Below are 25,308 nucleotides of genomic sequence, written 5' to 3' on the forward strand. Positions count from 1 at the left end.
GTCGCGCTGTGAGTTACTGGCCCGCCGGCTTGAGGCAGAGCACGCGGTTCGCCCCGCTGCCCTTGAGCACCACGTGCGGCTGGGTCGGGTCGGCGCACTTGTCCTTGGCGTCCACCTTGGAGACCACGGTGAAGGCGCCCGCCTCGCCGCACTCCGCCGCCGCCGCCGTCTCGCCCGACTTCTTCACGCAGCTGCCGACCGCCGGGTCGAACGCCGGGGCCGGGTCGTCGCCGCCGACCTTGCCGAGCAGCATGAGCAGCCCCAGCGGCACCGCCAGGATGAGCACCGCCGCGACGAGCACCGCGGCGAGCACCCGGCCGTTGCGGACCTTGGGCGTGGGGGCCGGCTCGGTCTTCGGCTCCGCGATCGGCTTGAACGAGTCGAAGCGGTTCTGCTCCTGCTCCGGGCCGCCCTGGTCCCAGGGGCCGGGCTGCTGCGGGGGCGGCGGGAACGCCGACGGGAACGCGCCGCCCGACGTGGGCGCGGCGGTCGGGGCGGGCCCGTAGCCGGGTGCCGCGCCAGCGGCGTTCGGCGTACCGAAGGGGTCGGCGGGCCGGTCGGCGCTGTCGTGCGGCCGGACCCCGTTCACCGGCCGGTCGCTGGCCGGCGGGTCGACGAAGGACGGTACGCCCGGCGGGAAGGCCGGGGGCGCGGCCGGCGAGGCGGGCGCCATCGGGGCGACCGCGCCGAAGACGGCGGTTCCGCTCGGTGCCCGGTCCCGGTCGTCGAAGCGGCCCTCGTGGCCCTGGTCGAACCGGTTGTCCGGGCCCTGGTCGAACCGGCTCTCGGTGCCCTGGTCGAACCGGTTGTCCTGACCCTGGTCGAAGCGCGGGTCCGGCCCTTGGCCGAAGCGCGGGTCCGGTCCCTGCTCGAAGCGCGGGTCCGGCCCTTGGCCGAAGCGCGCATCCGGTCCCTGCTCGAAGCGCGGATCCGGCCCCTGGTCGAAGCTGGGCGCCGGCGCGTGGTCCGGCCGGTGTCCGCGCGGGTCCTCCTGCTCCGGCTCGTCCGCCGGCTCAGGACGGGCCGGTCGGCCGTACACCCGGGGCTGCGGCGCGGGCGCACCGCCCGGTCGCAGGGCCTGGTCGGTCGGCGGCAGCACCCGGCTGGCCAGCGGCACCGAGGCGCTCGCCGAGACGCTGCCGGCGGCCGGTTCGGCACCCTCCGGCGACGGTACGGCCGCCCGCCCGCCCACCTCGGGCGAGGTGCGCGGTGCGGGGACCACCGGACCGGCGGGCGACTGCGGCTCGTCGTGCCGGGAGCCGGCCTGGGCCCAACCCGGCTGCTCCTGCTCGTACGCCGGCAGGCCGCCGTCCCGGCCGGGCTGCTCGGGGGCGAACTGGGCCGGCGGCGCGTAGTCGACCGGCGGGGCGGAGGCCAGGCTGGCGCCGGGCACCCGCTGCTCCTGCGGCGGCAGCGGCACGGCGTTGGCCGGCGAGATGCCGGGCCCCGGTGCGGGCTGGTAGATCGGGGGTTCCTCGGCCCGCTCGGGCTCCCAGCCGTTGCCGGCCCGGCCCGGGGCGGGCTCGCTCGCCTCCGCGCGGCCCCACACCTCGTCCGCCGACCACGGCTCGACGTCCGGTACGGCCGGGCGCTCGGCGGCGTTACCGGCCCACTGTGGCGGGTTCTCCGCAGCGGGACCCCACGGCTTCGGCCCGCCGTCGCCGGGTACCGGGACGGAGGCGCGGCCGGGCGGGGTGGAGGTGGGCTGCGGGGCGCCCCAGCCGTTCGCGTCCCGGTCGTCGGGCTGCTCGCCCTGCTGCTGCTCGGTGCCGGACCAGCCGCCGGAGCGGTTGGGGTCGTCCTGCTGCTGTCCCGGGTTCCAGCCGTTGGCGGGGTCCTGAGGGGACTCGGCGTTCCAGCCACCGGAGCGGGAGGGGTCGTCCTGGGCGGGCCAGGGCTGGGGGGTGGGCGCGGGTGCGGGTGCGGGCTGCGGGACCCGGGCGGCGCCGCGTGCGGGCTCGGGCTGCGCCCAGGCGGGGGACGCCTGCTCGCCGGATCCCCAGGCGGGCTGCTCGTCCTGCTGCTGGCCGCCGGCCCAGCCGCCGGAGCGGTTCGGGTCGTCCTGCTGCCAGCCGCCGGAGCGGTTGGGATCGTCCTGCTGCTGGCCGTCGCCGGGGCGGTCGGCGTCGTTCTGCTGCGCGGCCCAGTCGCCCTGCGCGGGCCGGTCGTCCGGGGTGGCACCGCCGGCCCAGCCGCCGGGCCGGGCCTGCTCGTCCTGCTGCTGCTGGTCGCCGGCCCAGCCGCCGGAGCGGTTGGGGTCGTCCTGGGCGGGCCAGGGCTGGGGGGTGGGCGCGGGTGCGGGCTGCGGGACCCGGGCGGCGCCGCGGGCGGGCTCGGGCTGCGCCCAGGCGGGGGACGCCTGCTCGCCGGATGCCCAGGCGGGCTGCTCCGGGGCGGCGTGTGGCGGCTGCGCGGCGGCGGCAGCCCAGGCCGGGCCGGCCTGCTCCTGCGCGCCCGGCCACGGCGGCTGCGGCGACGCGCCGGACGGTCCCCACTGGCCGGACTGGGCCGGGTCGGTCTGCTGCGGCGCCTGGGCTGCCCACGCGGGGGCCGGCTGCTGCTCACCCTGCGCGCCCCAGGCGGGCGGGTTCGGTCGCTCCGACGGGGGCGGGGGTGCCCAGCCCAGATCGGGGGCGCCGGCGCCGTAACTGTTGTCCTGCTGTGCCGGGCGGTCGCCGTACGGCGCCGGTCCGCCGGCGCCCGGCGACACCTCGTCCGGCTGCTGGCCGGGGTGGTGCGTGCCCTCGGACGTCATGCGTGCGCCTCCTCCATCACCTGTCGGCCGCCACTGCCGATCGGTCTTCTCGGCAGGGTGGCCGGCGTCGCCGGTGTACCGGCCGTGCCGGCTCCCCGCACCGTATCCGGTGACCGCCCGAGGGCGACCGGGGAGCACGATCGTCACTCCCCGTGGCCGGATGGTGTCGAGCGGCTTCTATCGACTCGACTGCTCCGGGTCGGCGGGCGACGACCGAAGCCCACCGTACCGGGCGCTGAGGCGAGGTGGAATCCCGGTGTCAGCCGCTGCGAAACGCCGAAGACCCGCCCGGGCGGACCGGGCGGGTCATCGATCTGGAGGAGGTGAGAAAGGTTCCGGGCGTCAGCTCATGTGACGCTGGGCGATGGCGAGGATCTCTTCGCGGACCGCGGGCGAGTTGGCGGAGCGCAGCGCGTGCTCGATGGCACGGGCGCGGCGGTTGGCGTCGCGGCGGTTGCGGATTCGCTCGATCATGCTCATGGGTCTCTCCTCCTGGCTATTCGGTTGTCAGCCCCTTGGTGTCTTCTATTGAACCCCAAGACGGGCGCAAATTCCATCGATTGTTAGGTGAGCTGTGACACTGACCGAACAATCGAAGGTGAGGAGGGCCTGTGACCCGCGCAATCCTCTGTCACTGAAGGCGGCCGGTGCCGGGCGTGCGCGCGCCACAAAAGGACAACGGCCGGTGTGCCGGGCGTCAACCCGTCGCACACCGGCCGTTCGGCTGGCGTCAGGACCGTCAGGTCCAGGCGAGCAGCGCCGCCTCCGGGTCGGCCAGGAACTCCCCGATGTCGCGCAGGAACTTCGAGCCCAGCTCACCGTCGATGATCCGGTGGTCGAAGGAGAGGCCCAGCGTGGTGACCTGACGCGGCCGGACCTTGCCCTTGTGGACCCAGGGCATCTCGCGGACCGCGCCGAAGGCCAGGATCGCCGACTCGCCCGGGGGCAGGATCGGCGTACCGGTGTCCACCCCGAACACGCCGACGTTGGTGATCGTCAGCGTGCCGCCGGACATGTCGGCCGGCGAGGTCTTCCCGGTCTTGGCCGTCTGCACCAGGGCGGTCATCGCGTCCGCCAGCTCGCGCAGCGAGAGCCGGCCGGCGTCCTTGATGTTCGGCACGATCAGCCCGCGCTCGGTGGCCGCCGCGATGCCCAGGTTGACGTAGTCCTTGACGACGATCTCGTCGCCGGCCCAGGTCGAGTTGACCATCGGGTGGCGCTTGACGGCCAGCAGCACCGCCTTGGCCACCAGCAGCAGCGGCGAGACCCGCACGTCGCGCCACTCCCGCCGGTTGCGGAGCCGGTCCAGGGCCTTCATCGCCCGGGTCACGTCGACGGTGAGGAACTCCGTGACGTGCGGCGCGGTGAACGCCGAGCGGGCCATGTTCTCGGCGGTGAGCTTGCGTACCCCCTTGACGGGGATGCGCTGCTCGCGGTCCGCGCCGAAGCTCGCGGCCGCCGTGGCCGGGGCCGACACCGCGAGCGGCTCGGCCGCCGCCGTGGCCCCGCTCGCCGCCCGCTGTACGTCCTCCCGGGTGATCGAGCCCAGCGGCCCCGACCCGGTCAGCGCGGAGAGGTCGACGCCGAGATCCTTGGCGAGCTTCCGCACCGGCGGCTTGGCCAGCACGGGCCCGCCGGCCGGTCCGTGACCGTTCGACGGCGCAGTGGCCACCGGGGCCGGCTGCGTCGGTGCGACCGGCTGCGCGGCCTGGGCCGGCACCGGTGTGTCGGCTCTGCGGGGGCGGCGCTTGGCCGCCGTGGTCCGCGGGCCGTAGCCGACCAGCACGGCGGTACGGCCGCCCGGGGCGGGACCGCCGATCAGGCCCGGCTCGACCGCGCCCTCGGCCGGTGCCACCTGGACCGCGGCCAGTGACGCCGCCGACGGGGTGGGCAGGGCGGCGTCCGGGGCGCCGGTCGTCGACGCCTCGATCGGCCCGGCGCCCGGGTCGGTGTCGATCGCGATGATCGGCGTGCCGACCTCGACCGTGCTCCCCTCCGGGTGGAAGATCGCCTGCACCTGGCCGGCCCACTTCGCCGGGATCTCGACGGCCGCCTTGGCCGTCTCCACCTCGACGATCGGCTGGTTCAGCTCGATGACGTCGCCGACCTTGACGAGCCACGCGAGGATCTCGCCCTCGGTCAGGCCCTCGCCCAGGTCGGGAAGGTTGAACTCCTTGATCCGTGACATGCCGCTCACCAGCCGAAGGTGCGGTCGACGGCGTCGAGCACCCGGTCGAGGTCGGGCAGGTACTCCTCCTCCACCCGGGCGGCCGGGTAGGGGGTGTCGAAGCCGGTCACCCGCAGCACCGGGGACTCCAGGGAGTAGAAGCACTCCTCGGTGATCCGGGCGGCGATCTCAGAGCCCAGGCCCAGGTTGCCCGGGGCCTCGTGCACGACCACGCAGCGGCCGGTGCGCTTCACCGACTCGTACGCGGCGGTCAGGTCCAGCGGGGAGAGCGAGCGCAGGTCGATGACCTCCAGCTCCCGGCCGTCCTCGGCGGCGGCGGTCGCCGCTTCCAGGCAGGTCCGCACCATCGGCCCGTACGCCAGCACCGTGGCGTCCGTGCCGGGCCGGACGACCCGGGACGAGTGCAGCGGGTACGCACCGGACAGCGGGGCGTCCAGCTCGACGGGGCCCTTCTCCCAGTAGCGCCGCTTCGGCTCCAGGAAGACGATCGGATCGTCCGAGGCGACGGCCTGCTGGATCATCGTGTACGCGTCCTGCGGGTTGGCGCAGGACACCACCTTCAGGCCGGCGGTGTGGGCGAAGTACGCCTCCGGCGACTCCGAGTGGTGCTCGACCGCGCCGATGCCGCCGCCGAACGGGATCCGGATGACCATCGGGATCCGCACCTTGCCCTGCGAGCGGTAGTGCATCTTCGCCACCTGCGACACGATCTGGTCGTACGCGGGGTAGACGAAGCCGTCGAACTGGATCTCGCAGACCGGCCGGAAGCCGCGGATGGCCAGGCCGACCGCGGTGCCGATGATGCCGGACTCGGCGAGCGGGGTGTCGATCACCCGCTGGTCGCCGAAGTCCTTCTGGAGGCCGTCGGTGATCCGGAAGACGCCGCCGAGCTTGCCGACGTCCTCGCCCATGATGACGACCTTCGGGTCGTTCTCCAGGGCCCTGCGCAGACCGGTGTTGAGGGCCTTGCCGAGGGTGAGCGTCTCCGTGGCCATCAGTGGGCGCTCCCCTCGAACGACTCCATGTACTTCGTGAACTGCGCCCGCTGCTCGTCGAGCTCGGGGGACCCGTTGGGGTAGACGTGGTCGAACATCGTCACCGGCTCGGGGTTGGGCATGGCGAGCACCCGCTCGCGCAGGTGCACCGACTCGGTGCGGGCCTGCTCGTCGACGGCCGCGAAGAAGTCCGCGTCGGCGATCTGCTGCTTCTCCAGGAACGCCTTCATCCGGGCGATCGGGTCCTTCGCCTGCCAGGCCTCGACCTCGCTGGCGATCCGGTAACGGGTCGGGTCGTCCGAGGTGGTGTGCGCGCCCATCCGGTAGGTGTAGGCCTCGATCAGGCTGGGGCCCTGGCCGAGTCGGGCGTTGTCCAGCGCGTGCCGGGTCACCGCGTACGACGCGAGCACGTCGTTGCCGTCCACCCGGACACCGGGGAAGCCGAAGCCGCCGGCCCGCTGGTAGAGCGGCACGCGGGTCTGGCGCTCCAGCGGCTCGGAGATGGCGTACTGGTTGTTCTGGCAGAAGAACACCAGCGGGGCGTTGAAGACGCTGGCCCAGACGAACGCCTCGTTGACGTCGCCCTGGCTGGTGGCGCCGTCGCCGAAGTAGGCGATCACCGCCTCGCCGTCCTCGGTGCCGGTCTTGCCGTCCATGTGGACGCCCATGGCGTAGCCGGTCGCGTGCAGGGTCTGCGCCCCGATCACGATCGTGTACATGTTGAACTTGAACTCGTTCGGGTCCCAGCCGCCCTGGTCGACGCCCCGGAACAGGCCGAGCGGCATGATCGGGTCGATGCCCCGGCAGTAGAGGACGCCGTGCTCCCGGTAGGTCGGGAAGGCCATGTCCTGCGTACGCAGCGCGCGTCCCGAGCCCACCTGCGCGGCCTCCTGGCCCAGCAGGCTGGCCCACAGGCCCAGCTCGCCCTGGCGCTGCAACGCGGTGGCCTCGGCGTCGAGCTTGCGGACCAGCACGAGGTCGCGGTAGAGCCCGCGGTACTCCTCGTCGGTGAAGTCGACGCGGTACTCGGTTCCGTCCGGGCCGGTCGCGCTCTCGATCCGCTCACCCTCCGGGGTGAGCAGCTGCACCAGCTGCGGGTCGCCGGTCGCACCCTTCTTGGACCGGGGTGCGGCCCGTCGGCCGCGACTGGAGACCCCGGGGTCGCCCTTTGCCATCCGTCTCTCCCTGTCTGTCTGCGTCGGCACCGGGGGGTCACCCGGCCGCGCAACTCGTGCGCCTGCCCGGCTGGTGCCGGACGGGTTCCTGGCGGCCGCGCCTAGCCCCGGTGGGGGTTGCCGCGCGGCGTGAGCCGGATTCTGGCCGAACCCGGATCGGGAGCGCCGGCGCCCAGCCGCGCCTGCCGCGAGGGTGCGCGGAGGTCGTGGCTGCGTTGCCGTCGTGGTCCATATTCGCATCACACGTGAGCGCGCCCACAGTGCGCCTGTCCCGGCCGCTCGCGGTGGCCCGCTTCGTCGCACGGAGCGCCCGGTGTCCGTTGCATCGACGCGCGGCCGATCCGGCGGTGGTTCGTCACCGTTCGGCCAGATACGCGTGTCGACACGCTGTACAGGGTTGGCCGACCGACCGTCACTGGTCCAGGCTGATTGGCGCGGGATCGTCCGCGTCGGGGCGGTTTGCCGCTTCCTCGTGTCCGGGCGGTGCCCCGGGCGCTCGGGCCGGTCGCCGTACCGGCCCGTCCACCGCCGGAGTCGACGAAAAGGGGTGTGTGGTGTCCGAGCCAGGCCCAGATCCCACCGTTCCCCTCCTCGGCCGGCACCGGGCCGGCGGCTACCGCCGGCTGGTCGGCGCGCACCGGGCTCCCGGTTCGGGCGGGCCGCCCCGGGGCTACCTGTTCACCGTGGCCCTGCTCGCCGGCACCGCGTCGATGCCGATCCTCGCCGCGATCAGCACCGGCTCCGCCACCGTCGGCAGCACGGCCCTGCCGGACGGCAGCACCCCGTTCCTACCGACGCCCTCGGTCGGCCCCGTGGTGATCCCGGTGCCGGCGACGGGTCGGCCGCCGGCAGTCCCGTCGACCCCGTCCCCCGCCGTGGCCGACCCGGGCGACTGGCGGACCGTCGTGCCCCTCCCGGGTACGCCGATCGTCGCGGCGCCCGCCCCGCCGCCGCCGCTCGGCCCGGCGGCGCGTCCGAAGCCCCCGTCCCGGCCCGGCGGCCGACCGGTGCCGCCGCCCTCGTCCCCGAGGCCTTCGGCGCCCTCGTCCCCGAGGCCTTCGGCGTCCCCGAGCCCGTCGCCGAAGCCCTCGCCGAGCCCCAGCCCGAGCCCGGCACCCACGCCGACCGGCGAGCCGACGTCGGCGGAGCCGACGAGCACCCTCTCGCTACCGCCCGAGCCCACGGCGTCCCCGGCGCCCAGCGCGTCCCCGGCACCGGACGACCCGACCGCCAGCGCGACCGTCGACCCCGACCCGACCACCGGCGATCCCGGCGGGACCGGGCACCGGGACGGCCGACCGCGGGTACGGTGACGGTCGACGGCAGGTGATCCACGGCAGGGCCCCGGCCCGGTCGGAGCGCCGAGGTACGGACGGGAACGGCTCCGGGCGGCGGCCCGGGGTGGACGCAGAGGCGGGGCGCTGAGCGGGACGGGCGGTTCGGACGCGGAACCCCACAGCCGTCCGGCCGCCCCGCCACCACCCGGCCGGACCCTCCGGCTCGCCCGGTTCGTGACCGAGCTGACCGCGCCCGCGGTGCTGGTCTCGGCGCTGACGCTGGCGGTCGGCTGGCACAGCGCCCAGGGCGCGCACGGGCTGGCCTGGGGGCTGCTGGCCACGCTCTTCGTCAGCGGGATCCCGTTCGCGTACATCCTCGGCGGGGTGCGTCGCGGCCGGCTGACCGACCATCACGTGGGGATCCGCGAGCAGCGCCGCGTCCCGCTGCTGTTCGGGCTCTGCTCGGTCGCCGCCGGGCTGGCCCTGCTCGCCCTGCTCGGCGCGCCGCGACCGGTGCTGGCCCTGGCCGCCGCCGGGCTCGTCGGCCTGGTGGTCGCCGTGACGGTGAGCCACTGGTGGAAGATGTCGATCCACTCGGCGGTGGCCGCCGGCACGGTGGTCGTGCTGGTGCTCACGTTCGGGGCCGGGTTGCTGGCGACGGCGCCCCTGCTCGTGCTGGTCGCCTGGTCCCGGGTCCGCCTGCGCGACCACACCGTGCCCCAGGTGGTCGCGGGAGTAGCCCTGGGCGCCCTGGTAGCCGCCCTCTTCTTCGCCCCCCTCCGCTAACCCACCCCCCTCCGCGCACCCCCGGCCAAGGCCGTCGCGCGCGGGGGCGGCGCGGGAGGGGCGGGTTGGGGAAGGGGGGCGGGGGGTTAGGCGGGGTCGTCCGTGAGGCGGTGGCGGTTGGCCTCGATCCAGGCGTCGAGGGCGGCCGGGTCGTCGGGGTCGACGCCGTCGGCCATCAGCTGTGCGACGGCGGCCGTGGCGGGGCTGCGGCGCTCGCCCGTGCTGTAGAGGCGGGCGAACTCCGGCACCATCTCCTCGACGGCCGTGTCGATCTGCGTCGCCGCCTGTTCAGGCAGCCCGCGCTTACGGGCGGCGTAGCCGGCCCAGGCGCGCAGCACCCGGGGCAGCAGCGCGGCGTCGTCCATGTCCAGCACCGCGCGCCGGTGCACCCAGTCCAGCAGGAACAGCCCGGCCACGGTGGGGCTCCACCGCATCGGGTCGGCGTCCGGGAAGCTCGCCGCGTGGTCCAGCAGCAGGCTGAGGCAGAAGTGCAGCGAGGCCAGCTCCGCCCCGTCGATGGCGTCCAGGCCGAACCGGGCCGCCTCGGGCGAGGCGAGGAACCGGCGGACCAGGTCCGTACGCTCGGCGGCGGAGAGCGGTTCGGCGGCGGGCGCGGGGGCCGCCCCAGCCGCCTGCGGCAGCCGTGCCAGCCGGGCGCCGAGCAGGGCGCGGTCGGTGGCGAGCGAGCCCTCCCCGGGCAACTCGGTCAGGCCGTCGGTGATCGCGAGGTGGCGGCTCACCTCGGCGCGCATCCGGGCCGGCTCCTCGTCGCGGAACCAGGTCAGCTCGTCCCCGGCGCACATCTGCCGGACCTGGTCGAGGATGCGGTCGGGCGGCCCGCCGACGAAGACGTCCTTGGTGATGCCGATGTTGTGGTCGAGCAGCGTCACCACGGCGTGCGCCGAACCGCCGGCCGGGTCGTCGTAGGCGAAGGTCGCCAGGTAGGAGGTCTGGTCGCCGTACACGTCGCCGTAGGACCAGCAGCCGGTCAGGTGCACGCGGCCGAGCTGGCTGGCCCAGGCGGGGGTGGCGGCGCCCGGACGGACCCGGTCGGTGCCCTCGGCGTCGGGCACCAGCGCGGCGAACACGGAACGGATGGTGGTCGCTGCGGCCGAGCGGCGGCGGGAGGTGGCGGCCAGGAAGCCGGCCACGAAGTCCCGGACGGCGGCGTCACGTTCGGTCTCGGCGACGGAGTAGACGCTGCCGAGCAGGGCCGCGCCGAGCATCTCCGCGTCGAGGGCGTTGTCCAGCTTGGCCACGTCGCGGGCGGCGTGCAGCACCGCGTCGTACGGGGTCTGAGGCGTTCCCATCCACCGACCCTACGCCGCCGCCCGCCCTGGGACGGTACGAGCGACCCGAGCGTCGGGCCCGCGTCGCGCCGCCACGCCGCCGACCTGCGGTTGTCGTGGGACGGGATTTTCGACTCAGCGGCCGGCGGCCTCCCCCAGAGCCGTACGCGCCTCGGCGTAGGAGGCGAGCACCGCCCGCACCGGGGTCAGCACGTGCTCCTCGCCGACCGTCGCCACCGCGTCCGTGAGGCGCCGTTCGGCCCGGCGACGGGCGCGGCGGGCCGCCCAGCGGACGATCGGCCTGGTCAGGGCGGCCACCAGCAGCCCGGCGAGCAGGCCGCCGAGGAGCAGCAGGGTGGGCAGCGGCACCTCGCCGACCATCGGGTGCTCCAGCGCCGGCAGGCCCAGCGCGCGCAGCGCGTAGCCGAGCGCCAGCCAGCCCAGCCCGGCCAGCGCGGCCAGGGTCACCAGCCACTGGAGGCCGCCGACGAATCGCCACCAGAGCGGTCGCCGGTCCATGCCCAGGTCGGTGTTGGCCACCGCGCGGTCCAGCGCGTCCGGCAGGTCGGCGAGGCGGGAGCGGGCGGCGGCGGTCACCGCGGCCGGCCAGGCGGCGGGCAGGTCCGTCCCGGCCCGTTCGGCCACCGACCGGATCGCCAGCCCGAGCGCCGCGCGCTGCGCTGCGGTGGGGTCGGGCACCGAGGTCGCGGCGACGAGGCTCTCCGCCGGTTCGTCGCGGCCGGCGGCCGGGCCGGGCAGGTGCAGCCGGCGCAGTGGGTCGGGCCGCAGCCGCCGCCAGCCCCGGACCAGCGGCCAGCCGGTGGTGGCGGCGCCCCGGTGCCGGTACGCCTGCTCGACCGCCTCGGCGACCGGCGGCACCCCGGCGGCGCCGGCGAGCGCCCGGTGCAGCGCGCTGACGGCGGCGTCGTCGGGTCCACCGGCCGGCGAGGCGCCGCCGACCAGCTCTTCGAGCCCGGCCACCACCGCGTCCACGTCGCCCTGGAGCCGCCGCAGCGCGGCCTGCCGCTCGGCCACCGTGCGTTCCAGCGCCTCCCGCAGCCCGACCATGCCCGCCGGGTCGACGGCGGTGGTCGCCAGCAGCGGTACGCCGTCCAGGCCGTCGGAGTCGAGCAGCCGGCGCAGGTCGGCCAGCACCCGGGGCAGCTCGGCCGGGGGCAGCCGGTCGGCCTGGTTGAGCACGACCAGGGTGACGTCCCGGTGCCGGTGGAACTCGCGCAGGTAGTTGGTGTGGATGACGCGGTCGGCGTACTTCTGCGGGTCGACCACCCACACCACGAGGTCGACCAGGCCGAGCAGCCGGTCCACCTCCAGCCGGTGCGACCGCTGCACCGAGTCGAAGTCGGGCAGGTCGAGCAGGATCAGCCCGTGCAGGGCGGACTCGTCGTCGCCGTCCAGCACGCTCTCCCGGACGAACCGGTGCCGGGGCAGCACGCCCACCCAGTCGAGCAGGCGGTTGCCGCCGTCGAGCGGCCCCCAGACGCAGGCGTGCGCGACGCCGGTGGTGGGGCGGCGCACCCCGACCGTGGAGAGTGCCATCCGGGCCAGCGCGTTGAACAGGCTGGACTTGCCGCTGCCGGTCGCGCCGGCGAGGGCCACCACGGTGTGGTCGCGGGAGAGCGCCAGCCGGGTGCCGGCCCGCTCGACGAGGGTGTGCGCCGACACGAGCCGCGCGTCCGGCAGGTGGCCGTCGACGACCGTGAGGAACCGGCGTACGGCGTCGAGGCGGGCGACGAGCGCGTCGGCGTCCACCCGCTGGTCTCCGCGGAACGCCTCGCGCATCCGCCCGACGATGTTGGTCATGACCCTCCGTCCCCGGTGCCGGGCGGGCCCGCGACGGCCGCGCCGGAGAGGTCGCTGCGGTTGCGGGCGATCTCCACCCGGTTGGCGGCGCCGCGCAGGGCTTCCGCGGTGCCCGCGGCGGGCCGCGCCTGCGCCGTCCGGTCCAGGTAGCGGGCGGCCTCGTCGTCGAGCAGGGCCCGCACCCGGTCCAGCAGGTCGGCCCGGGCCTTGGCGGCCAGCGTACGCACGGCCTGGTCGCCGAAGATCGCCTGGAGCACGGTCTGCGCGGCGACGGTCGTGCCGGCCCCGGTGGCCACCTCCAGCCCGGTGGGGATGAACGCCGTCGAGGCGAACACCGCGATCATGACGGCGAGCCCGGTGGCGTTCACCGCGTACGCGGCCGTCCTGGCCACGAAGCGGCGGTCGCCGCCCTCGGCGCGGACCAGCTCCAGCACGCCCCGCTGCCACTCCCGCACCAGCCGCTCGGCCCGTTCGGGCAGGTCGGCGGAGGGGTGGGCCAGCTCCGGTTCGAGCAGCGCCGCCCCGGCGGGATGGGCCTTCCACCCGGTGTACGCGTTCTCGGCCGCCTCGGCGGCGACGCCCCGCAGCAGGGTCACCAGCTGGGACTCGATCGCGTCCCGCAGCTCGGACGCGGGCGCGGGCCGGCCGGTGACGGCCGCCACCACCCGGTCGCGGAGCCGCCCGATGCGGGCCTCCATGGTGCGGAAGAACTCGCCGGTGCCGACGAACTCCTGCCAGCGGGCCAGCACCTCGCCGCGGAGCAACCGGCCGTCCTTCAGCCCCTGCCCGACGGTCCGGTACGCCCCCCGGTACGCGGCCAGCACCCGCTCGTCGAGCGCGTCGGCGGCGGTGATCTGCTCCTCGGCGGCGTCGGCGAGCCCCTCGACCGCCGGGTGCAGCGCGGCGAGCGCGCCGTCCAGGGTCTGCCGGACCACGGCGGCGCGGGCGTCGGCGTCGGCGGCCAGCCGGGCGAACCAGGCGGCGAGCGGCGCGGTGACCCGCTCGGGCAGCAGGCCCTGCCCGTCGACCCAGGTCTCCGGCAGCACGAAGAGCGGGGCCGCCCCCAGCTCCTGGGCGGCGAGCATCTCCGACAGGTGGGCGGCGATCTCGTCGGCCGCCTCCGGAGGCACCCGGTCCAGCACCATGGCGATGACCGCGCCCCGGGCCCGGGCGCTGCGCAGCAGCTCCCAGGGGACGGCGTCGGCGTAGCGGGCGGCGGTGGTGACGAAGAGCCAGAGGTCGGCGGCGGCCAGGAGTTGCCCGGCCAGGGCCCGGTTGGCGTCGACGACCGAGTCGATGTCGGGGGCGTCGAGGAAGGCCAGCCCGGCCGGCAGGGCCGGGGCGGTCACCAGTTGCAGGGTGCGCGGGTCCTCGCTGGGCTCGGTGGTGCGGGTGAGGCCGGGCAGCAGCTCGCCCTGGCGGAACCAGCCCGAGTCGGCCGGGTTGCAGACCAGCACCGGGGAGCGGGTGGTCGGGCGGAGCACCCCGGCGGCGCTCACCCGCGCCTGCACCATGCTGTTGACCAGCGTGGACTTGCCCGCGCCGGTGGACCCGCCGACCACCACGAGCAGCGGCGCGTCGAGCCGGCGCAGCCGGGGCAGCAGGTAGTCGTCGAGTTGGTCGGTGAGGTTCCCGCCGGCGCGCCGGGCAGGCTCGGCGGAGGGCAGCGCGAGTGGGAACCGGGCCGCCCCGATCGCGGCGCGCAGGCCGGCCAGTGTGGCGGGCAGGCTGTCGTCCCCGGTGGTGGCGGGCCGGTCCTCCCCGGCGTCCGTGGGGCCGGTGCGGGCTGCGACGGTGGGCGTGCCGGCCGGGGTGGCGGGATCGCCGTGCGTCGTCACCGCTAAAGCGTGCCCGACCGATGCAAGGGAAGACAACCGATCGGTACGAACCTGGGGTTGCGTCGGGTCGGCTCAACCCCGACTTGACGATTTCGCGGGGCGTGGCACTATTGAGTCAAGTTCACTCAACTTGTGGTGGGGTCGCTGCGGGCGACGCCCGCCGGGCAGCTCGACGGGCGTCGCCCGTCACCTGCCCACGACGTGATGAAGCGAGGAAGCGAAGATGGCACGTGCGGTCGGTATCGACCTGGGCACGACGAACTCCTGCGTCAGCGTTCTGGAGGGCGGTGAGCCCACCGTCATCGCCAACGCTGAGGGCTCGCGGACGACCCCGTCGATCGTCGCGTTCGCCCGCAACGGCGAGGTGCTCGTCGGTGAGGTCGCCAAGCGCCAGGCGGTGACGAACCCGGACCGGACCATCCGCTCGGTCAAGCGGGAGATCGGCACCAACTGGTCCGTCGACATCGACGGCAAGAAGTACACCCCGCAGGAGATCTCGGCCCGCACGCTGATGAAGCTCAAGCGGGACGCCGAGGCGTACCTGGGCGAGCAGATCACCGACGCGGTGATCACCGTCCCGGCCTACTTCAACGACGGCCAGCGCCAGTCCACCAAGGAGGCCGGCGAGATCGCCGGCTTCAACGTGCTGCGGATCGTGAACGAGCCGACCGCGGCGGCCCTGGCGTACGGGCTGGACAAGGGCTCCAAGGAGCAGACCGTCCTGGTCTTCGACCTCGGCGGCGGCACCTTCGACGTGTCGCTGCTGGAGCTGGCCGAGGGCGTCGTCGAGGTCAAGTCGACCAGCGGTGACAACAACCTCGGTGGCGACGACTGGGACCAGCGGATCATCGACCACCTGGTGAAGACCTTCCGCGGTGAGCACGGCATCGACCTGGGCCAGGACAAGATGGCCCTCCAGCGGCTCCGCGAGGCGGCCGAGAAGGCCAAGATCGAGCTGTCCGCCGCCACCACCACCAACATCAACCTGCCGTACATCACGGCCGGTGCGGCGGGCCCGCTGCACCTGGACGTGACCCTCAGCCGGGCCGAGTTCCAGCGGATGACGCAGGACCTGCTGGACCGCTGCAAGGGCCCGTTCGAGCAGGCAGTGAAGGACGCCGGCATCAAGGTCTCCGACGTCGAGCACGTCATCATGGTCGGCGGCTCGACCCGGATGCCGGCCGTGACCGACCTGGTCAAGCAGCTCACCGGCAAGGAGCCCAACAAGGGCGTGAACCCGGACGAGGTCGTCGCCGTCGGCGCCGCCCTCCAGGCCGGCGTGCTCAAGGGCGAGGTCAAGGACGTCCTGCTGCTCGACGTGACCCCGCTGAGCCTGGGCATCGAGACCAAGGGCGGCATCTTCACCAAGCTGATCGAGCGCAACACCACCATCCCGACCAAGCGCTCCGAGGTCTTCACCACGGCGGACGACAACCAGCCGTCGGTGCTGATCCAGGTGTTCCAGGGTGAGCGGGAGATCGCGGCCTACAACAAGAAGCTCGGCACCTTCGAGCTGACCGGCCTCCCGCCGGCGCCGCGCGGCGTGCCGCAGATCGAGGTCACCTTCGACATCGACGCCAACGGCATCGTCAACGTCCACGCCAAGGACCTCGGCACCGGCAAGGAACAGAAGATGACGATCACCGGCGGCTCCTCGCTGCCGAAGGACGACATCGAGCGGATGCGCCGCGACGCCGAGGAGCACGCCGAGGACGACAAGCGTCGCCGCGAGGAGGCCGAGACCCGCAACCTGGCCGAGGCGCTCCAGTGGCAGACCGAGAAGTTCCTGGCCGAGAGCGGCGACAAGCTGCCGGCGGAGTCCCGTGACAAGATCAACGAGGCGCTCGGTGAGCTGCGCGGCGCGCTCGGCGGCCAGGACATCGAGAAGATCAAGTCGGCCCACGAGCGGCTGGCGCAGGTCTCCCAGGAGGCCGGCTCGCTGCTCTACGCCCAGCAGGGCGAGCAGTCGGGCGAGGCCGGTCCGGGCGCGGAGGGTGCCGGGGCGACCGGCGGTACGCAGGCCGGCGGGCCCGCCGGCGGCGCGGACGACGTGGTCGACGCGGAGATCGTGGACGAGGACAAGGACAAGAAGTGACGGTTCGTCCCGGACACGGAACCACGGCAGAGGGATGAGGTAGCCCCATGACGGAGAAGCCACGAGCTGCCGACCCGGGTGCGACCGGGTCGGCGCCGGGTGGCTCCGCGCCCGCCGAGCAGGCCGGCGACGGGCCACGGGTCGTCATCCGTGACAACCGCAAGATCAGCGAGACGTCCGAGCCGGCCGCCGCCGACGCCGGATCGGACGTCCCGGCCGAGGGCCTGGTCGAGGAGGCCGAGGTCGTCGTCGACGAGATCGAGGTCGAGGCGGCCGAGGTGACCGGCCCGCCGGTGGTGGACGCCCCGGCACAGCCGGTCGACGGCGGCCCGACCGCGCTCGGCGCCGAACTCCAGGCGCTGCGCAAGGACCTCGACGAGCGGACCCGGGACCTCCAGCGGGTGACGGCGGAGTACGCCAACTACCGCAAGCGGGTGGACCGGGACAAGGGTCTGGTCACCGAGCAGGCAACCGGTGCGGTGCTCGCCGCGCTGCTGCCGATCCTCGACGACCTGGACCGGGCCCGCGAGCACGGCGACCTGGTCGGGCCGTTCGGCAGCGTGGCCGATCAGCTCGTCTCGGCGCTCGGCAAGTTCGGGCTGACCCCGTTCGGCGAGCAGGGCGACCCGTTCGACCCGACCCGGCACGAGGCGGTCGCCCACCAGACCTCGGCCGACGTCACCGAGCCCACCTGCGTACAGGTGATGCGTCGGGGCTACCAGGCCGGTGAGCGACTGTTGCGGCCCGCGATGGTCGCGGTCGCCGACCCGGAGTAGTGCGGAACCACGACCGGACCGTCCCGCCCGCCCGCAGAGGGCCGGCGGGACGGTCGGTCCCCAGCTAGGGAAGGGGGTGGACCGGTGAGTTCCAAGGACTGGATCGAGAAGGACTTCTACGCCGTGCTGGGCGTGGACAAGGCCGCCACCGCCGACGACGTCAAGAAGGCGTACCGGAAACTGGCCCGGAATTCGCACCCGGACCACAACCCCGGCGACCCGAAGGCCGAGGAGCGTTTCAAGGCCGCCTCCGAGGCGTACGCCGTCCTCGGCGACGACGCCAAGCGGCGGGAGTACGACGAACTGCGGTCGCTGTTCGGCTCGGGGGCGTTCCGGCGCGGGGCCCGTGGCGCCGGCCAGCCCGGCGGCGCGCCGTTCGACGTCTCCGACCTGTTCGGGGGCGCCGCGGGCGGGGGCGGTGACCGCCGCTTCGGCGGGGCCGGCTTCCAGGACCTGTTCAGCTCGATCTTCTCGGGCGGTGCAGGCGGTCCCGCCGGCGGGGCGGCGGCCCGTGGCCCGGCCCGGGGGCGGGACGTCGAGGCCGAGGTGGCCCTCGACTTCGACGACGCCGTACGCGGGGTGACGCTCCCGCTGACGCTGCGCGCCCCCGGGGTGTGCGACACCTGCCACGGCAACGGGGCCAAGCCCGGCACCCAGCCGCGCACCTGCCCGGTGTGCCACGGGGCCGGGGTGACCAACCGCAACCAGGGGTCGTTCAGCTTCTCCGAGCCGTGCCGCAACTGCCAGGGCGTGGGCACGGTCGTGGACGAGAAGTGCCCCGAGTGCCAGGGCACCGGCGGGGTCACCAAGACCCGCACGCTGAACGTCCGCTTCCCGGCCGGCGTGGCGGACGGCCAGAAGATCCGGCTGGCCGGGCGGGGCGAGCCCGGCGCGCGAGGTGGCCCGGCGGGCGACCTCTTCGTACACGTGAAGGTGCGGCCGGACGAACTGTTCGGGCGTACCGGCGACGACCTCACGCTGACGGTGCCGGTCACGTTCGCGGAGGCCGTGCTCGGCACGGACCTGCGGGTGCCCACCCTCGACGGCACGGTGACCCTGCGGGTCCCACCGGGTACGCCGAGCGGCCGGATCCTGCGGGCGCGGGGCAAGGGGGTGGTCCGCCGTGACGGTCAGGCGGGCGACCTGCTGGTGACCCTCGACGTGGTGGTACCCGCGAAGGTGTCCGACGAGGCGCGAGCGGCGTTGGAGGACTTCGCCGCGCAGACCCCGCCGGCCGCCCGGGAACATCTCGAGGCGCGGGTACGTCGATTCAGTTGACCCGGTGTTCAGTCGGCTCGGTGGAGTGCACGCGGAGGTGAGCGGGATGTCGGACGAGTTCGTCGGCTCGGGTGACCCTGCCTACGAGGCCAAGGTGCTGATGATCTCGGTGGCGGCGCGGATGGCGGGGATGCACCCGCAGACCCTGCGCCAGTACGACCGGTTGGGTCTGGTCCAGCCGGGACGTGCCGCCGGCGGCGGGCGCCGCTACAGCGTCCGCGACGTCGTGCTGCTGCGCGAGGTGCAGCGGCTCAGCCAGGACGACGGGATCAACCTGGCCGGGGTCAAGCGGATCATCGGGCTGGAGCGGCTGCTGGAGCAGGCGCAGCAGCGGGTGGCCCGGCTGGAGGCGGAGCTGGACGCCGCGTACCGGCGGATCGCCGAACTGGAGGCGCTGGCCCGCTTCCCGGGCAGCGACCTCGTGCCGACCAACCGCACCTCCACCGCGCTGGTGGTCTGGCGTCCCCGCCGGGGCCCCGAGCGCTGACGACACCTCGCGCGCCCGGCCGCTTTCCCGCGGCCGGGCGCGGTCGTCTTTCCGCTCCCGGCCCCCGCCCCGGGTGTGCCGCTGCCGCTGTCGCCGTCGCCGTCGGTCGCTGCCGCTCCCGGCCCCGGGTGTGCCGCCGTCGGTCGCTGCCGCTGTCGCTGTCGCCGGTCGCCGCACCGTCCGCGTCGCCGGCGGGGCAGGCCTTTCCGGCGCATCGCGTCCGACGTAACGCCGAACACCGCTCCGCCTGAGCCACGGGTGGAACACCAGGGGTGTCTCCGCCCCCGGATGACACCCCTGGTGTTCCACCCGTCGCGGTTGCGGGTTTGCCGGCGGGGGCGGCACCGGATCCGCTAATCTGCGAATCAGGTCCAACCCGCTTAATCCGGACTCCAATGGCAGGGGGAGCCATGACGGAAGCCGCGAGGAAGGTTGCCCAGCAGGCGGAGGAACGGCTCGAAGAGGTGGCGAAGAACGTCCGGGAGAGATTCGACCGGGTCACCGAGGGCCGCTTCACCGACAAGGTCAAGAACGGCGCGTACGCCGACCGGGCCGACCACGGCACCGAGCAGGGACGTGACGAGGCGAGACGCCGCGAACAGGGCGGATCGGAGCACTGACGTTCCGCCGACGTGCGGGCCGGGACCCACGGGGGGCCCCGGCCCGTTCGTCGTCGGGGGCGCGGGCCGGGACGCTCGTTGGCTCCGTGCGGGGCCCGCGGCCCGTTCGTCGTCGGAGGTGCGGGCCGGGACGCCCGTGCGGGGGCCCGGCCCGTTCGTCGTCGAAGAGTGCCTGCGTTGCTCAGGCGATGCGGCGGTTCTCCCGGACCAGGCCGCCCTCGCACCAGTCCCGGTAGACGAAGAGTTCCGGGCGGGCCAGCAGCACCCGGCTGTTGTACGCCCAGGTGCGCATCAGGTCGTCGCCGTCGCGCTCGGCCTGCTCCACGAGCTTGCGGAAGCGCCGCTTCGGGTGGGCGCGGAAGTTCGTCCGGATGCCGTCGGCGGCGTAGATGTAGAGGCAGTGCAGCGCGAACCGGCGCGCCGGGCAGGCCGGGTCCATCGCCAGGCCGAAGAGCACCGCCACCAGCCGGTCGCCGGAGACCAGCAGGTCCCAGTCCGGTGGCATCGAGGCCAGCGGTACGGAGTTCGGCTGGTAGGCCCACGCCCGCAACTCGGCGGGGGTCGGGTCGACGGGGTTGGCGAAGCCGTGGAACGTCGACTCCTGCACGCTCACCGGCCAACCTTCCGCTCTGAGCCCGCGAGGATGTCGGCCACCCGCGAGCTCTGGCTGCTGGGGCGAAACGGTAACCCGGAGCGCTGATCGGCGGTAGACCCCGCGCGGAGCAATTCGGCATCCGTTGGCCGAGGGCCGCCCCGACCGTACGGTCGATGCGGCCCTCGGTCGATGCGGCCCTCGGCCAACGTCGATCAGTCCGCGACGGGTGCCGGCTGGGCCCGTTGCGCGGCGCCGCGCTGCCGCAGCCAGCGCTTGAACCACGCGAAGTCGGGCAGCCGCGCCAGCATCGGCCCGGTCACCACGGTGATCAGCACGTACGCCGTCGCGAGCGCCGCCAGTTTCGGCTCGACGCTGCCGGCTGCCACCGCGAGGCCCGCGATGACGATGGAGAACTCGCCCCGTGGCACGAGGGCCAGGCCGGCGCGCCATCGACCGGGTTCGGCGATGCCGACCCGGCGGGCGGCCAGGTAGCCGGTGAGGGTCTTCGTCGCCATGGTGACGATGGCCAGCGCGAGCGCGGGCAGCAGCACCGGCGGGATGTCCCGGGGATCGGTGACCAGGCCGAAGAAGACGAAGAAGACCGCCGCGAAGAGGTCACGCAGCGGCGTGAGCAGCTCCGTGGCGTTGTGCGCCACCGGCCCGGAGAGCGCGATGCCGACCAGGAACGCCCCGACCGCCGCCGACACCTGGAGCTTCGCCGCGATGCCGGCCACCAGCAGGGTCATCCCGAGTACGCCGAGCAGCAGCGCCTCCGGGTCCTTCGCCGACATGGCGGTGGAGATGAGTTTGCCGTACCGGATGGCGACCACCAGCACCAGGAGCACGGTGCCGACCGCCACGCCGAGCGCGATGCCGCCGCCGAGCAGGCCGGTGCCCGCCAGCACGGCAGTCAGCAGGGGCAGGTAGAGCGCCATGGCCAGGTCCTCGATCACCAGGACCGAGAGGATCACCGGCGTCTCCCGGTTACCGAGGCGACCGAGGTCGGCGAGCACCTTGGCGATGACACCCGACGAGGAGACCCAGGTGATGCCGGCGAGCACCAGGGCGGCGATCCAGTCCCAGCCGAGCAGCAGTGCGAACGCCGCCCCGGGCAGCGCGTTGAGCAGCCCGTCGATCAGCCCGGCGGGGGCCGCGGCGCGCAGGTTGCCGACGAGCTCGTTGGCCGAGTATTCGAGGCCGAGCATCACCAGCAGCAGGATCACGCCGATCTCGGCGCCGACCGCGAAGAACTCCTCGCTGGCGGCGAGGGGGAGCAGGCCGCCATGCCCGAAGGCGAGCCCGGCGAGCAGGTAGAGGGGGATGGGTGAGAGGCCGATCCGGCGGCTGAGCCGGCCCAGCAGGCCGAGCAGGAACAGCAGCGCACCGACTTCGATGAGCAGTGTTGTCGTGTGGTGCATCCGCGCCTCAGCCGTCCGGGTCGCTGTCGGCGAGGATGGCTGTCACGCCGTCGAGGCCCTGGCGGGTCCCGACGACGACCACCACGTCACCGGCCGCGAAGCGGAAGGACGGGTCCGGCGAGGCGATCACCTCGCCGTGGCGCAGCACCGCGACGATCGAGGCGCTCGTACGGGAGCGTGCCTGCGTGTCGCCGAGCTTCCGGTTGACGTACTTCGACCCGGCCGGAATGGCGATCTGCTCGGTGAGCAGACCGGCGGCCTGGTCGCGCAGCCCGGAGAGCTGGCCCAGCATCAGGGACGCCCCGAGGATGTCGGCGAGCGCCTCCGCCTCGTCGTCGGTCAGCGGTATGTCGTGCTGACATGAGTCGGGATCGTCCGGGTCGTACAGGACGAGGTCACGGCGGCCATTGCGGTGGGAGACGACGCCGAGGCGGCGGCCGGATTCCGTCAGCAGATCGTGACGGACCCCGATGCCAGGCAGGGCGGTCTGTTCGACACGTACGCGCACGCGGTCAGGCTACTCCCCGCCGTCACCTGCGGATCCAGTCAGGACGCCGCCTGTCGCTGAGTGATCTGTCAGTGCTTCTCCGCCACGGACGCGGACGGCTCGGCTCGCCAGGGCCGGACCGGTGGCCGGTGCGAGTCCGGCCACTGGGCGGGACGCGTGTGATTCAGCTCACGTGGTCAGGGTTGAGCGGAATAGGCTCAACTCTGGTTGTGTCCTTTCCAGTGGACACGCCGATCCGGGGGAGCCCATGAACACGGAACGTCTCACCACCAAGAGCCGCGAGGCCATCACCGGTGCCGTCGCGCTGGCGAACCAGCGCGGCCACGCCACCGTGGAGCCCTGGCACCTGCTGCTGTCACTGCTGGACACCGACGGCTCGACCGCTGCTGGCCTGCTGCGCGCCGTCGGGGCCGACCCCGGCGAGCTGCGCCGGGCGGCCCAGCGCTCGGTCGACGGCCTGCCCGCCGCGCGGGGCTCCAGCATCGCCGAGCCGACCCTGGCCCGGGAGTTCGTCAACGCCATCGGGGCCGCCGAGCAGATCGCCCGGCCGATCGGCGACGAGTACACCTCCACCGAGCACCTGCTCGCCGGCCTGGCCCGGGTGGGCGGCGCGGTGTCGAACGCGTTGAAGTCGGCCGGTGCCACCGAGGAGACGCTCGTCGCCGCCTTCCCGTCCGTACGCGGCGGGGACCGGCGGGTCACCAGCGCCGACCCCGAGCAGACCTACCAGGCCCTGGCCAAGTACGGCGTGGACCTGACCGCCAGCGCCCGCGACGGCAAGATCGACCCGGTCATCGGCCGGGACTCGGAGATCCGTCGGGTGATCCAGGTGCTGTCGCGGCGTACCAAGAACAACCCGGTGCTGATCGGCGAGCCGGGCGTCGGCAAGACCGCCATCGTGGAGGGCCTGGCCCAGCGGATCGTCGCCGGCGACGTACCGGAGTCGCTGCGGAACAAGAAGCTCGTCTCGCTCGACCTCGGCGCGATGGTCGCCGGCGCGCAGTACCGCGGCCAGTTCGAGGAGCGGCTGAAGTCCGTCCTGGAGGAGATCAAGAACTCCGACGGGCAGGTCATCACCTTCCTCGACGAGCTGCACACCGTCGTCGGCGCCGGCAAGGGCGAGGGCTCGATGGACGCCGGCAACATGCTCAAGCCGATGCTGGCCCGCGGTGAGCTGCGGATGGTCGGCGCGACCACGCTGGACGAGTACCGCGAGCACATCGAGAAGGACCCGGCCCTGGAACGTCGCTTCCAGCCGGTGCTGGTGGGCGAGCCGACGATCGAGGACACCATCGGCATCCTGCGCGGCCTCAAGGAGCGCTACGAGGTGCACCACGGCGTACGGATCACCGACGCCGCCCTGGTCGCCGCCGCCTCCCTGTCGGACCGCTACATCACCGACCGGTTCCTGCCGGACAAGGCGATCGACCTGGTCGACGAGTCCGCGTCCCGGCTCCGGATGGAGATCGACTCCCGGCCCGTCGAGGTGGACGAGATCGAGCGGGCGGTGCGCCGGCTGGAGATCGAGGAGATGGCGCTGGCCAAGGAGCCGGACGCCGCCTCCGCCGAGCGGCTGGAGCGGCTGCGCAAGGAGCTGGCCGACAAGCGCGAGCAGCTCACCGTCCTGTCGGAGCGCTGGCAGTTGGAGAAGAGCCACATCACCAAGCTCTCCACGGCCAAGGAGGAGCTGGAGCGGCTCGGCGGCGAGGCCGAGCGGGCCGAGCGTGACGGCGAGCTGGAGCGGGCCGCCGAGCTGCGCTACGGCCGGATTCCCGCCCTCAAGGCCGAGCTGAAGCAGGCCGAGGAGGAACTGGCCCGGCTCCAGGCCGAGGGCGCGATGCTCAAGGAGGAGGTCGGCGCCGACGACATCGCCGCCGTGGTCGCCTCCTGGACCGGCATTCCCGCCGGCCGGCTGCTGGAGGGCGAGACCGCCAAGTTGCTGCGGATGGAGGAGTCGCTCGGCACCCGCGTGGTCGGTCAGGCCGAGGCGGTCGGCTCGGTCTCCGACGCGGTCCGCCGCGCCCGGGCCGGCGTCGCCGACCCCGACCGCCCGACCGGCAGCTTCCTCTTCCTCGGCCCGACCGGCGTCGGCAAGACCGAGCTGGCCAAGGCGCTCGCCGAGTTCCTCTTCGACGACGAGCGGGCCATGGTCCGCATCGACATGAGCGAGTACGGCGAGAAGCACTCCGTCGCCCGGCTGGTCGGCGCCCCGCCCGGCTACGTCGGCTACGAGGAGGGCGGTCAGCTCACCGAGGCGGTACGCCGCCGGCCGTACTCGGTGATCCTGCTCGACGAGGTCGAGAAGGCACACCCGGACGTCTTCGACATCCTGCTCCAGGTGCTCGACGACGGCCGGCTCACCGACGGGCAGGGCCGTACGGTGGACTTCCGCAACGCGATCCTGATCCTCACCTCCAACCTGGGTTCGTCGGTGATCGGCGACCTGACGCTGGCCGAGGAGCAGCGCCGGGAGGGCGTCCTGGCGGTGGTCCGCTCGCACTTCAAGCCGGAGTTCCTCAACCGTCTCGACGACATCGTGGTCTTCGCCGCGCTGCTCGGGGACGACCTGCGGGCCATCGTCGACATCCAGCTGACGCGGATGCGGAAGCGTCTCGCCGACCGCCGCCTCGGTCTGGAGATCACCGAGCCGGCCCGGGTCTGGCTCGCCGAGCACGGCTACGACCCGATCTACGGCGCCCGACCGCTGCGTCGCCTGGTCCAGACGGCGATCGGCGACCAACTCGCCAAGGCACTCCTGTCGGGCCAGATCCGCGACGGCGACACGGTCAGGGTCGACCTGGCACCCACCACCGACGCCCTAACAATCACCCCGGCCTAACCCACCCCCCTCTCCCCCACCCCCTCCCCCAGTCGCGTTGATCATGAAGTTGTTGTCGCGACACGCCGATTTGGCGGGCAACAACTTCATGATCAACAGGGTGGGGCGGGGGTGGGTGGGGAAGGGGGTGGGGTGGGTGGGGTGGGTGGGAAGAGGGGGAGGGGTGGAGGATGTTTGGGATGGGGCGGAACAAGGATCGGGAGCGGGAGGTCGAGGCGGCCTTCGACGAGCTGCGACGGGCCGAGACGGTGGCGTTCGGTGGGGTGGGGATCGCCGGGACGCTGCTGCCGGTGACCGAGGCGTACCGGCGGGTCGAGGCCGCGCTGGGCGACGATCCCGAGGACCTGCGTGGACAGCTCGACCGGCTGCTCGCCGAGGGCACCCCGGCCGGGCGCGTCTACGCCGCCACGCTGCTGGAGCGCGTCGACCCGACCGCCGGGCGCGCCGCCTGGACGGCGTTGCGCGACGACCCGGCCGAGCTCGGCACCTTCACGGGCTGCGTCATGGGCCGCACCACCCTGCGCGAGTACGCCACGGACCGCCCCGACGGGCCGTAGAGCCTCGAAAG

Annotated in this window: 20 protein-coding genes; 8 read left to right on the forward strand and 12 right to left on the reverse strand. The window is 74.0% G+C overall.

The genetic code is table 11. The features are described 5' to 3' along the window. Nucleotides 1-13 precede the first annotated feature (13 nt). From ACPXCB_RS17135 to ACPXCB_RS17160, 6 genes are all read right to left on the reverse strand, one after another. Nucleotides 14-2,755 carry an LppU/SCO3897 family protein gene (locus ACPXCB_RS17135; protein ID WP_425876537.1) on the reverse strand — a complete coding sequence of 914 codons (2,742 nt, stop codon included), beginning with the start codon at nucleotides 2,753-2,755 and terminating at the stop codon, nucleotides 14-16. A gap of 342 nt (nucleotides 2,756-3,097) precedes the next feature. Then, the gene (locus tag ACPXCB_RS17140; protein WP_165947779.1) at nucleotides 3,098-3,235 is read right to left on the reverse strand and encodes a hypothetical protein; all 138 of its coding nucleotides are present in this window, start codon (nucleotides 3,233-3,235) and stop codon (nucleotides 3,098-3,100) included. Nucleotides 3,236-3,494: 259 nt separating this feature from the next. After that, nucleotides 3,495-4,943, reverse strand: coding sequence for a dihydrolipoamide acetyltransferase family protein (locus ACPXCB_RS17145; protein ID WP_425876755.1), 1,449 nt, complete (start codon nucleotides 4,941-4,943; stop codon nucleotides 3,495-3,497). 5 nt (nucleotides 4,944-4,948) lie between these two features. Next, nucleotides 4,949-5,938 (reverse strand): alpha-ketoacid dehydrogenase subunit beta, encoded by a 990-nt coding sequence (locus tag ACPXCB_RS17150; RefSeq protein ID WP_425876539.1) that lies wholly within the window; start codon nucleotides 5,936-5,938, stop codon nucleotides 4,949-4,951. Continuing rightward, nucleotides 5,938-7,113 (reverse strand): pyruvate dehydrogenase (acetyl-transferring) E1 component subunit alpha, encoded by a 1,176-nt coding sequence (gene pdhA / locus ACPXCB_RS17155; protein ID WP_132235260.1) that lies wholly within the window; start codon nucleotides 7,111-7,113, stop codon nucleotides 5,938-5,940. The genes ACPXCB_RS17150 and pdhA overlap by 1 nt, the downstream gene beginning before the upstream one ends. A gap of 670 nt (nucleotides 7,114-7,783) precedes the next feature. Further along, the gene (locus tag ACPXCB_RS17160) at nucleotides 7,784-8,374 is read right to left on the reverse strand and encodes a hypothetical protein (protein WP_425876541.1); all 591 of its coding nucleotides are present in this window, start codon (nucleotides 8,372-8,374) and stop codon (nucleotides 7,784-7,786) included. Nucleotides 8,375-8,624: 250 nt separating this feature from the next. Here ACPXCB_RS17160 and ACPXCB_RS17165 point away from each other — a divergent pair, with 250 nt between their 5' ends. Next, nucleotides 8,625-9,176: a phosphatase PAP2 family protein gene (locus ACPXCB_RS17165; protein ID WP_425876543.1), complete on the forward strand. Its 552-nt coding sequence runs from the start codon at nucleotides 8,625-8,627 to the stop codon at nucleotides 9,174-9,176. Nucleotides 9,177-9,262: 86 nt separating this feature from the next. On the opposite strand, the gene ACPXCB_RS17170 is transcribed toward ACPXCB_RS17165, so the two are convergent. The 3 genes from ACPXCB_RS17170 to ACPXCB_RS17180 form a co-directional block, all read right to left on the reverse strand. Next, a complete protein-coding gene (locus tag ACPXCB_RS17170; RefSeq protein WP_425876545.1) occupies nucleotides 9,263-10,486 on the reverse strand; it encodes a hypothetical protein in 1,224 nt (407 codons plus the stop codon). Nucleotides 10,487-10,600: 114 nt separating this feature from the next. Continuing rightward, nucleotides 10,601-12,286, reverse strand: a complete 1,686-nt coding sequence (locus ACPXCB_RS17175; protein WP_425876547.1) for a GTPase — start codon at nucleotides 12,284-12,286, stop codon at nucleotides 10,601-10,603. Further along, nucleotides 12,283-14,124 carry an ABC transporter gene (locus tag ACPXCB_RS17180; RefSeq protein WP_425876549.1) on the reverse strand — a complete coding sequence of 614 codons (1,842 nt, stop codon included), beginning with the start codon at nucleotides 14,122-14,124 and terminating at the stop codon, nucleotides 12,283-12,285. Before ACPXCB_RS17180 ends, ACPXCB_RS17175 begins: the two co-directional genes overlap by 4 nt. A gap of 223 nt (nucleotides 14,125-14,347) precedes the next feature. Here ACPXCB_RS17180 and dnaK point away from each other — a divergent pair, with 223 nt between their 5' ends. The 5 genes from dnaK to ACPXCB_RS17205 all read left to right on the forward strand — a co-directional run bounded on the left by dnaK (nucleotide 14,348) and on the right by ACPXCB_RS17205 (nucleotide 19,380). Next, a complete protein-coding gene (gene dnaK, locus ACPXCB_RS17185) occupies nucleotides 14,348-16,219 on the forward strand; it encodes a molecular chaperone DnaK (RefSeq protein ID WP_425876551.1) in 1,872 nt (623 codons plus the stop codon). Between the two features lie 47 nt (nucleotides 16,220-16,266). Further along, nucleotides 16,267-16,995, forward strand: a complete 729-nt coding sequence (gene grpE / locus ACPXCB_RS17190) for a nucleotide exchange factor GrpE (protein WP_425876553.1) — start codon at nucleotides 16,267-16,269, stop codon at nucleotides 16,993-16,995. Nucleotides 16,996-17,079: 84 nt separating this feature from the next. Next, a complete protein-coding gene (gene dnaJ, locus ACPXCB_RS17195; RefSeq protein WP_425876555.1) occupies nucleotides 17,080-18,273 on the forward strand; it encodes a molecular chaperone DnaJ in 1,194 nt (397 codons plus the stop codon). A gap of 46 nt (nucleotides 18,274-18,319) precedes the next feature. Then, nucleotides 18,320-18,760 (forward strand): heat shock protein transcriptional repressor HspR, encoded by a 441-nt coding sequence (locus ACPXCB_RS17200; protein ID WP_121399143.1) that lies wholly within the window; start codon nucleotides 18,320-18,322, stop codon nucleotides 18,758-18,760. A 410-nt stretch (nucleotides 18,761-19,170) separates the two neighbouring features. After that, entirely contained in the window at nucleotides 19,171-19,380 is a 210-nt protein-coding gene (locus tag ACPXCB_RS17205; protein ID WP_425876557.1) for a hypothetical protein, read from the forward strand. A 181-nt stretch (nucleotides 19,381-19,561) separates the two neighbouring features. On the opposite strand, the gene ACPXCB_RS17210 is transcribed toward ACPXCB_RS17205, so the two are convergent. The 3 genes from ACPXCB_RS17210 to ACPXCB_RS17220 all read right to left on the reverse strand — a co-directional run bounded on the left by ACPXCB_RS17210 (nucleotide 19,562) and on the right by ACPXCB_RS17220 (nucleotide 21,901). Next, on the reverse strand, nucleotides 19,562-19,993 hold the full coding sequence (locus tag ACPXCB_RS17210) for a hypothetical protein (protein WP_425876559.1): 432 nt from the start codon (nucleotides 19,991-19,993) through the stop codon (nucleotides 19,562-19,564). Between the two features lie 194 nt (nucleotides 19,994-20,187). Then, nucleotides 20,188-21,393 carry a cation:proton antiporter gene (locus tag ACPXCB_RS17215; protein WP_425876561.1) on the reverse strand — a complete coding sequence of 402 codons (1,206 nt, stop codon included), beginning with the start codon at nucleotides 21,391-21,393 and terminating at the stop codon, nucleotides 20,188-20,190. Nucleotides 21,394-21,400: 7 nt separating this feature from the next. Continuing rightward, complete coding sequence (locus tag ACPXCB_RS17220) at nucleotides 21,401-21,901, reverse strand: cation:proton antiporter regulatory subunit (protein ID WP_311410086.1); 501 nt, start codon at nucleotides 21,899-21,901, stop codon at nucleotides 21,401-21,403. Nucleotides 21,902-22,148: 247 nt separating this feature from the next. On the opposite strand from ACPXCB_RS17220, the gene clpB reads away from it, so the two are divergent. Then, complete coding sequence (gene clpB / locus ACPXCB_RS17225) at nucleotides 22,149-24,740, forward strand: ATP-dependent chaperone ClpB (RefSeq protein ID WP_425876563.1); 2,592 nt, start codon at nucleotides 22,149-22,151, stop codon at nucleotides 24,738-24,740. Nucleotides 24,741-24,919: 179 nt separating this feature from the next. After that, the gene (locus tag ACPXCB_RS17230) at nucleotides 24,920-25,297 is read left to right on the forward strand and encodes a hypothetical protein (RefSeq protein WP_425876565.1); all 378 of its coding nucleotides are present in this window, start codon (nucleotides 24,920-24,922) and stop codon (nucleotides 25,295-25,297) included. Nucleotides 25,298-25,308 lie beyond the last annotated feature (11 nt).

It is taken from the genome of Micromonospora sp. DT62 (assembly GCF_049847285.1).
GTDB classification, from domain to species: domain Bacteria; phylum Actinomycetota; class Actinomycetes; order Mycobacteriales; family Micromonosporaceae; genus Micromonospora; species Micromonospora reichwaldensis.

What these genes read in the sequence shown, in the direction of transcription:
- dnaK (WP_425876551.1), top strand. Translation starts at nt 14,348, where the DNA reads ATGGCACGTGCGGTCGGTATCGACCTGGGCACGACGAACTCCTGCGTC.
- ACPXCB_RS17205 (WP_425876557.1), top strand. Translation starts at nt 19,171, where the DNA reads ATGACGGAAGCCGCGAGGAAGGTTGCCCAGCAGGCGGAGGAACGGCTC.
- ACPXCB_RS17170 (WP_425876545.1), bottom strand. Translation starts at nt 10,486, where the DNA reads ATGGGAACGCCTCAGACCCCGTACGACGCGGTGCTGCACGCCGCCCGC.
- ACPXCB_RS17230 (WP_425876565.1), top strand. Translation starts at nt 24,920, where the DNA reads ATGGGGCGGAACAAGGATCGGGAGCGGGAGGTCGAGGCGGCCTTCGAC.
- ACPXCB_RS17135 (WP_425876537.1), bottom strand. Translation starts at nt 2,755, where the DNA reads ATGACGTCCGAGGGCACGCACCACCCCGGCCAGCAGCCGGACGAGGTG.
- ACPXCB_RS17140 (WP_165947779.1), bottom strand. Translation starts at nt 3,235, where the DNA reads ATGAGCATGATCGAGCGAATCCGCAACCGCCGCGACGCCAACCGCCGC.
- grpE (WP_425876553.1), top strand. Translation starts at nt 16,267, where the DNA reads ATGACGGAGAAGCCACGAGCTGCCGACCCGGGTGCGACCGGGTCGGCG.
- pdhA (WP_132235260.1), bottom strand. Translation starts at nt 7,113, where the DNA reads ATGGCAAAGGGCGACCCCGGGGTCTCCAGTCGCGGCCGACGGGCCGCA.
- ACPXCB_RS17175 (WP_425876547.1), bottom strand. Translation starts at nt 12,286, where the DNA reads ATGACCAACATCGTCGGGCGGATGCGCGAGGCGTTCCGCGGAGACCAG.
- ACPXCB_RS17215 (WP_425876561.1), bottom strand. Translation starts at nt 21,393, where the DNA reads ATGCACCACACGACAACACTGCTCATCGAAGTCGGTGCGCTGCTGTTC.
- ACPXCB_RS17145 (WP_425876755.1), bottom strand. Translation starts at nt 4,943, where the DNA reads ATGTCACGGATCAAGGAGTTCAACCTTCCCGACCTGGGCGAGGGCCTG.
- ACPXCB_RS17150 (WP_425876539.1), bottom strand. Translation starts at nt 5,938, where the DNA reads ATGGCCACGGAGACGCTCACCCTCGGCAAGGCCCTCAACACCGGTCTG.
- clpB (WP_425876563.1), top strand. Translation starts at nt 22,149, where the DNA reads ATGAACACGGAACGTCTCACCACCAAGAGCCGCGAGGCCATCACCGGT.
- ACPXCB_RS17200 (WP_121399143.1), top strand. Translation starts at nt 18,320, where the DNA reads ATGTCGGACGAGTTCGTCGGCTCGGGTGACCCTGCCTACGAGGCCAAG.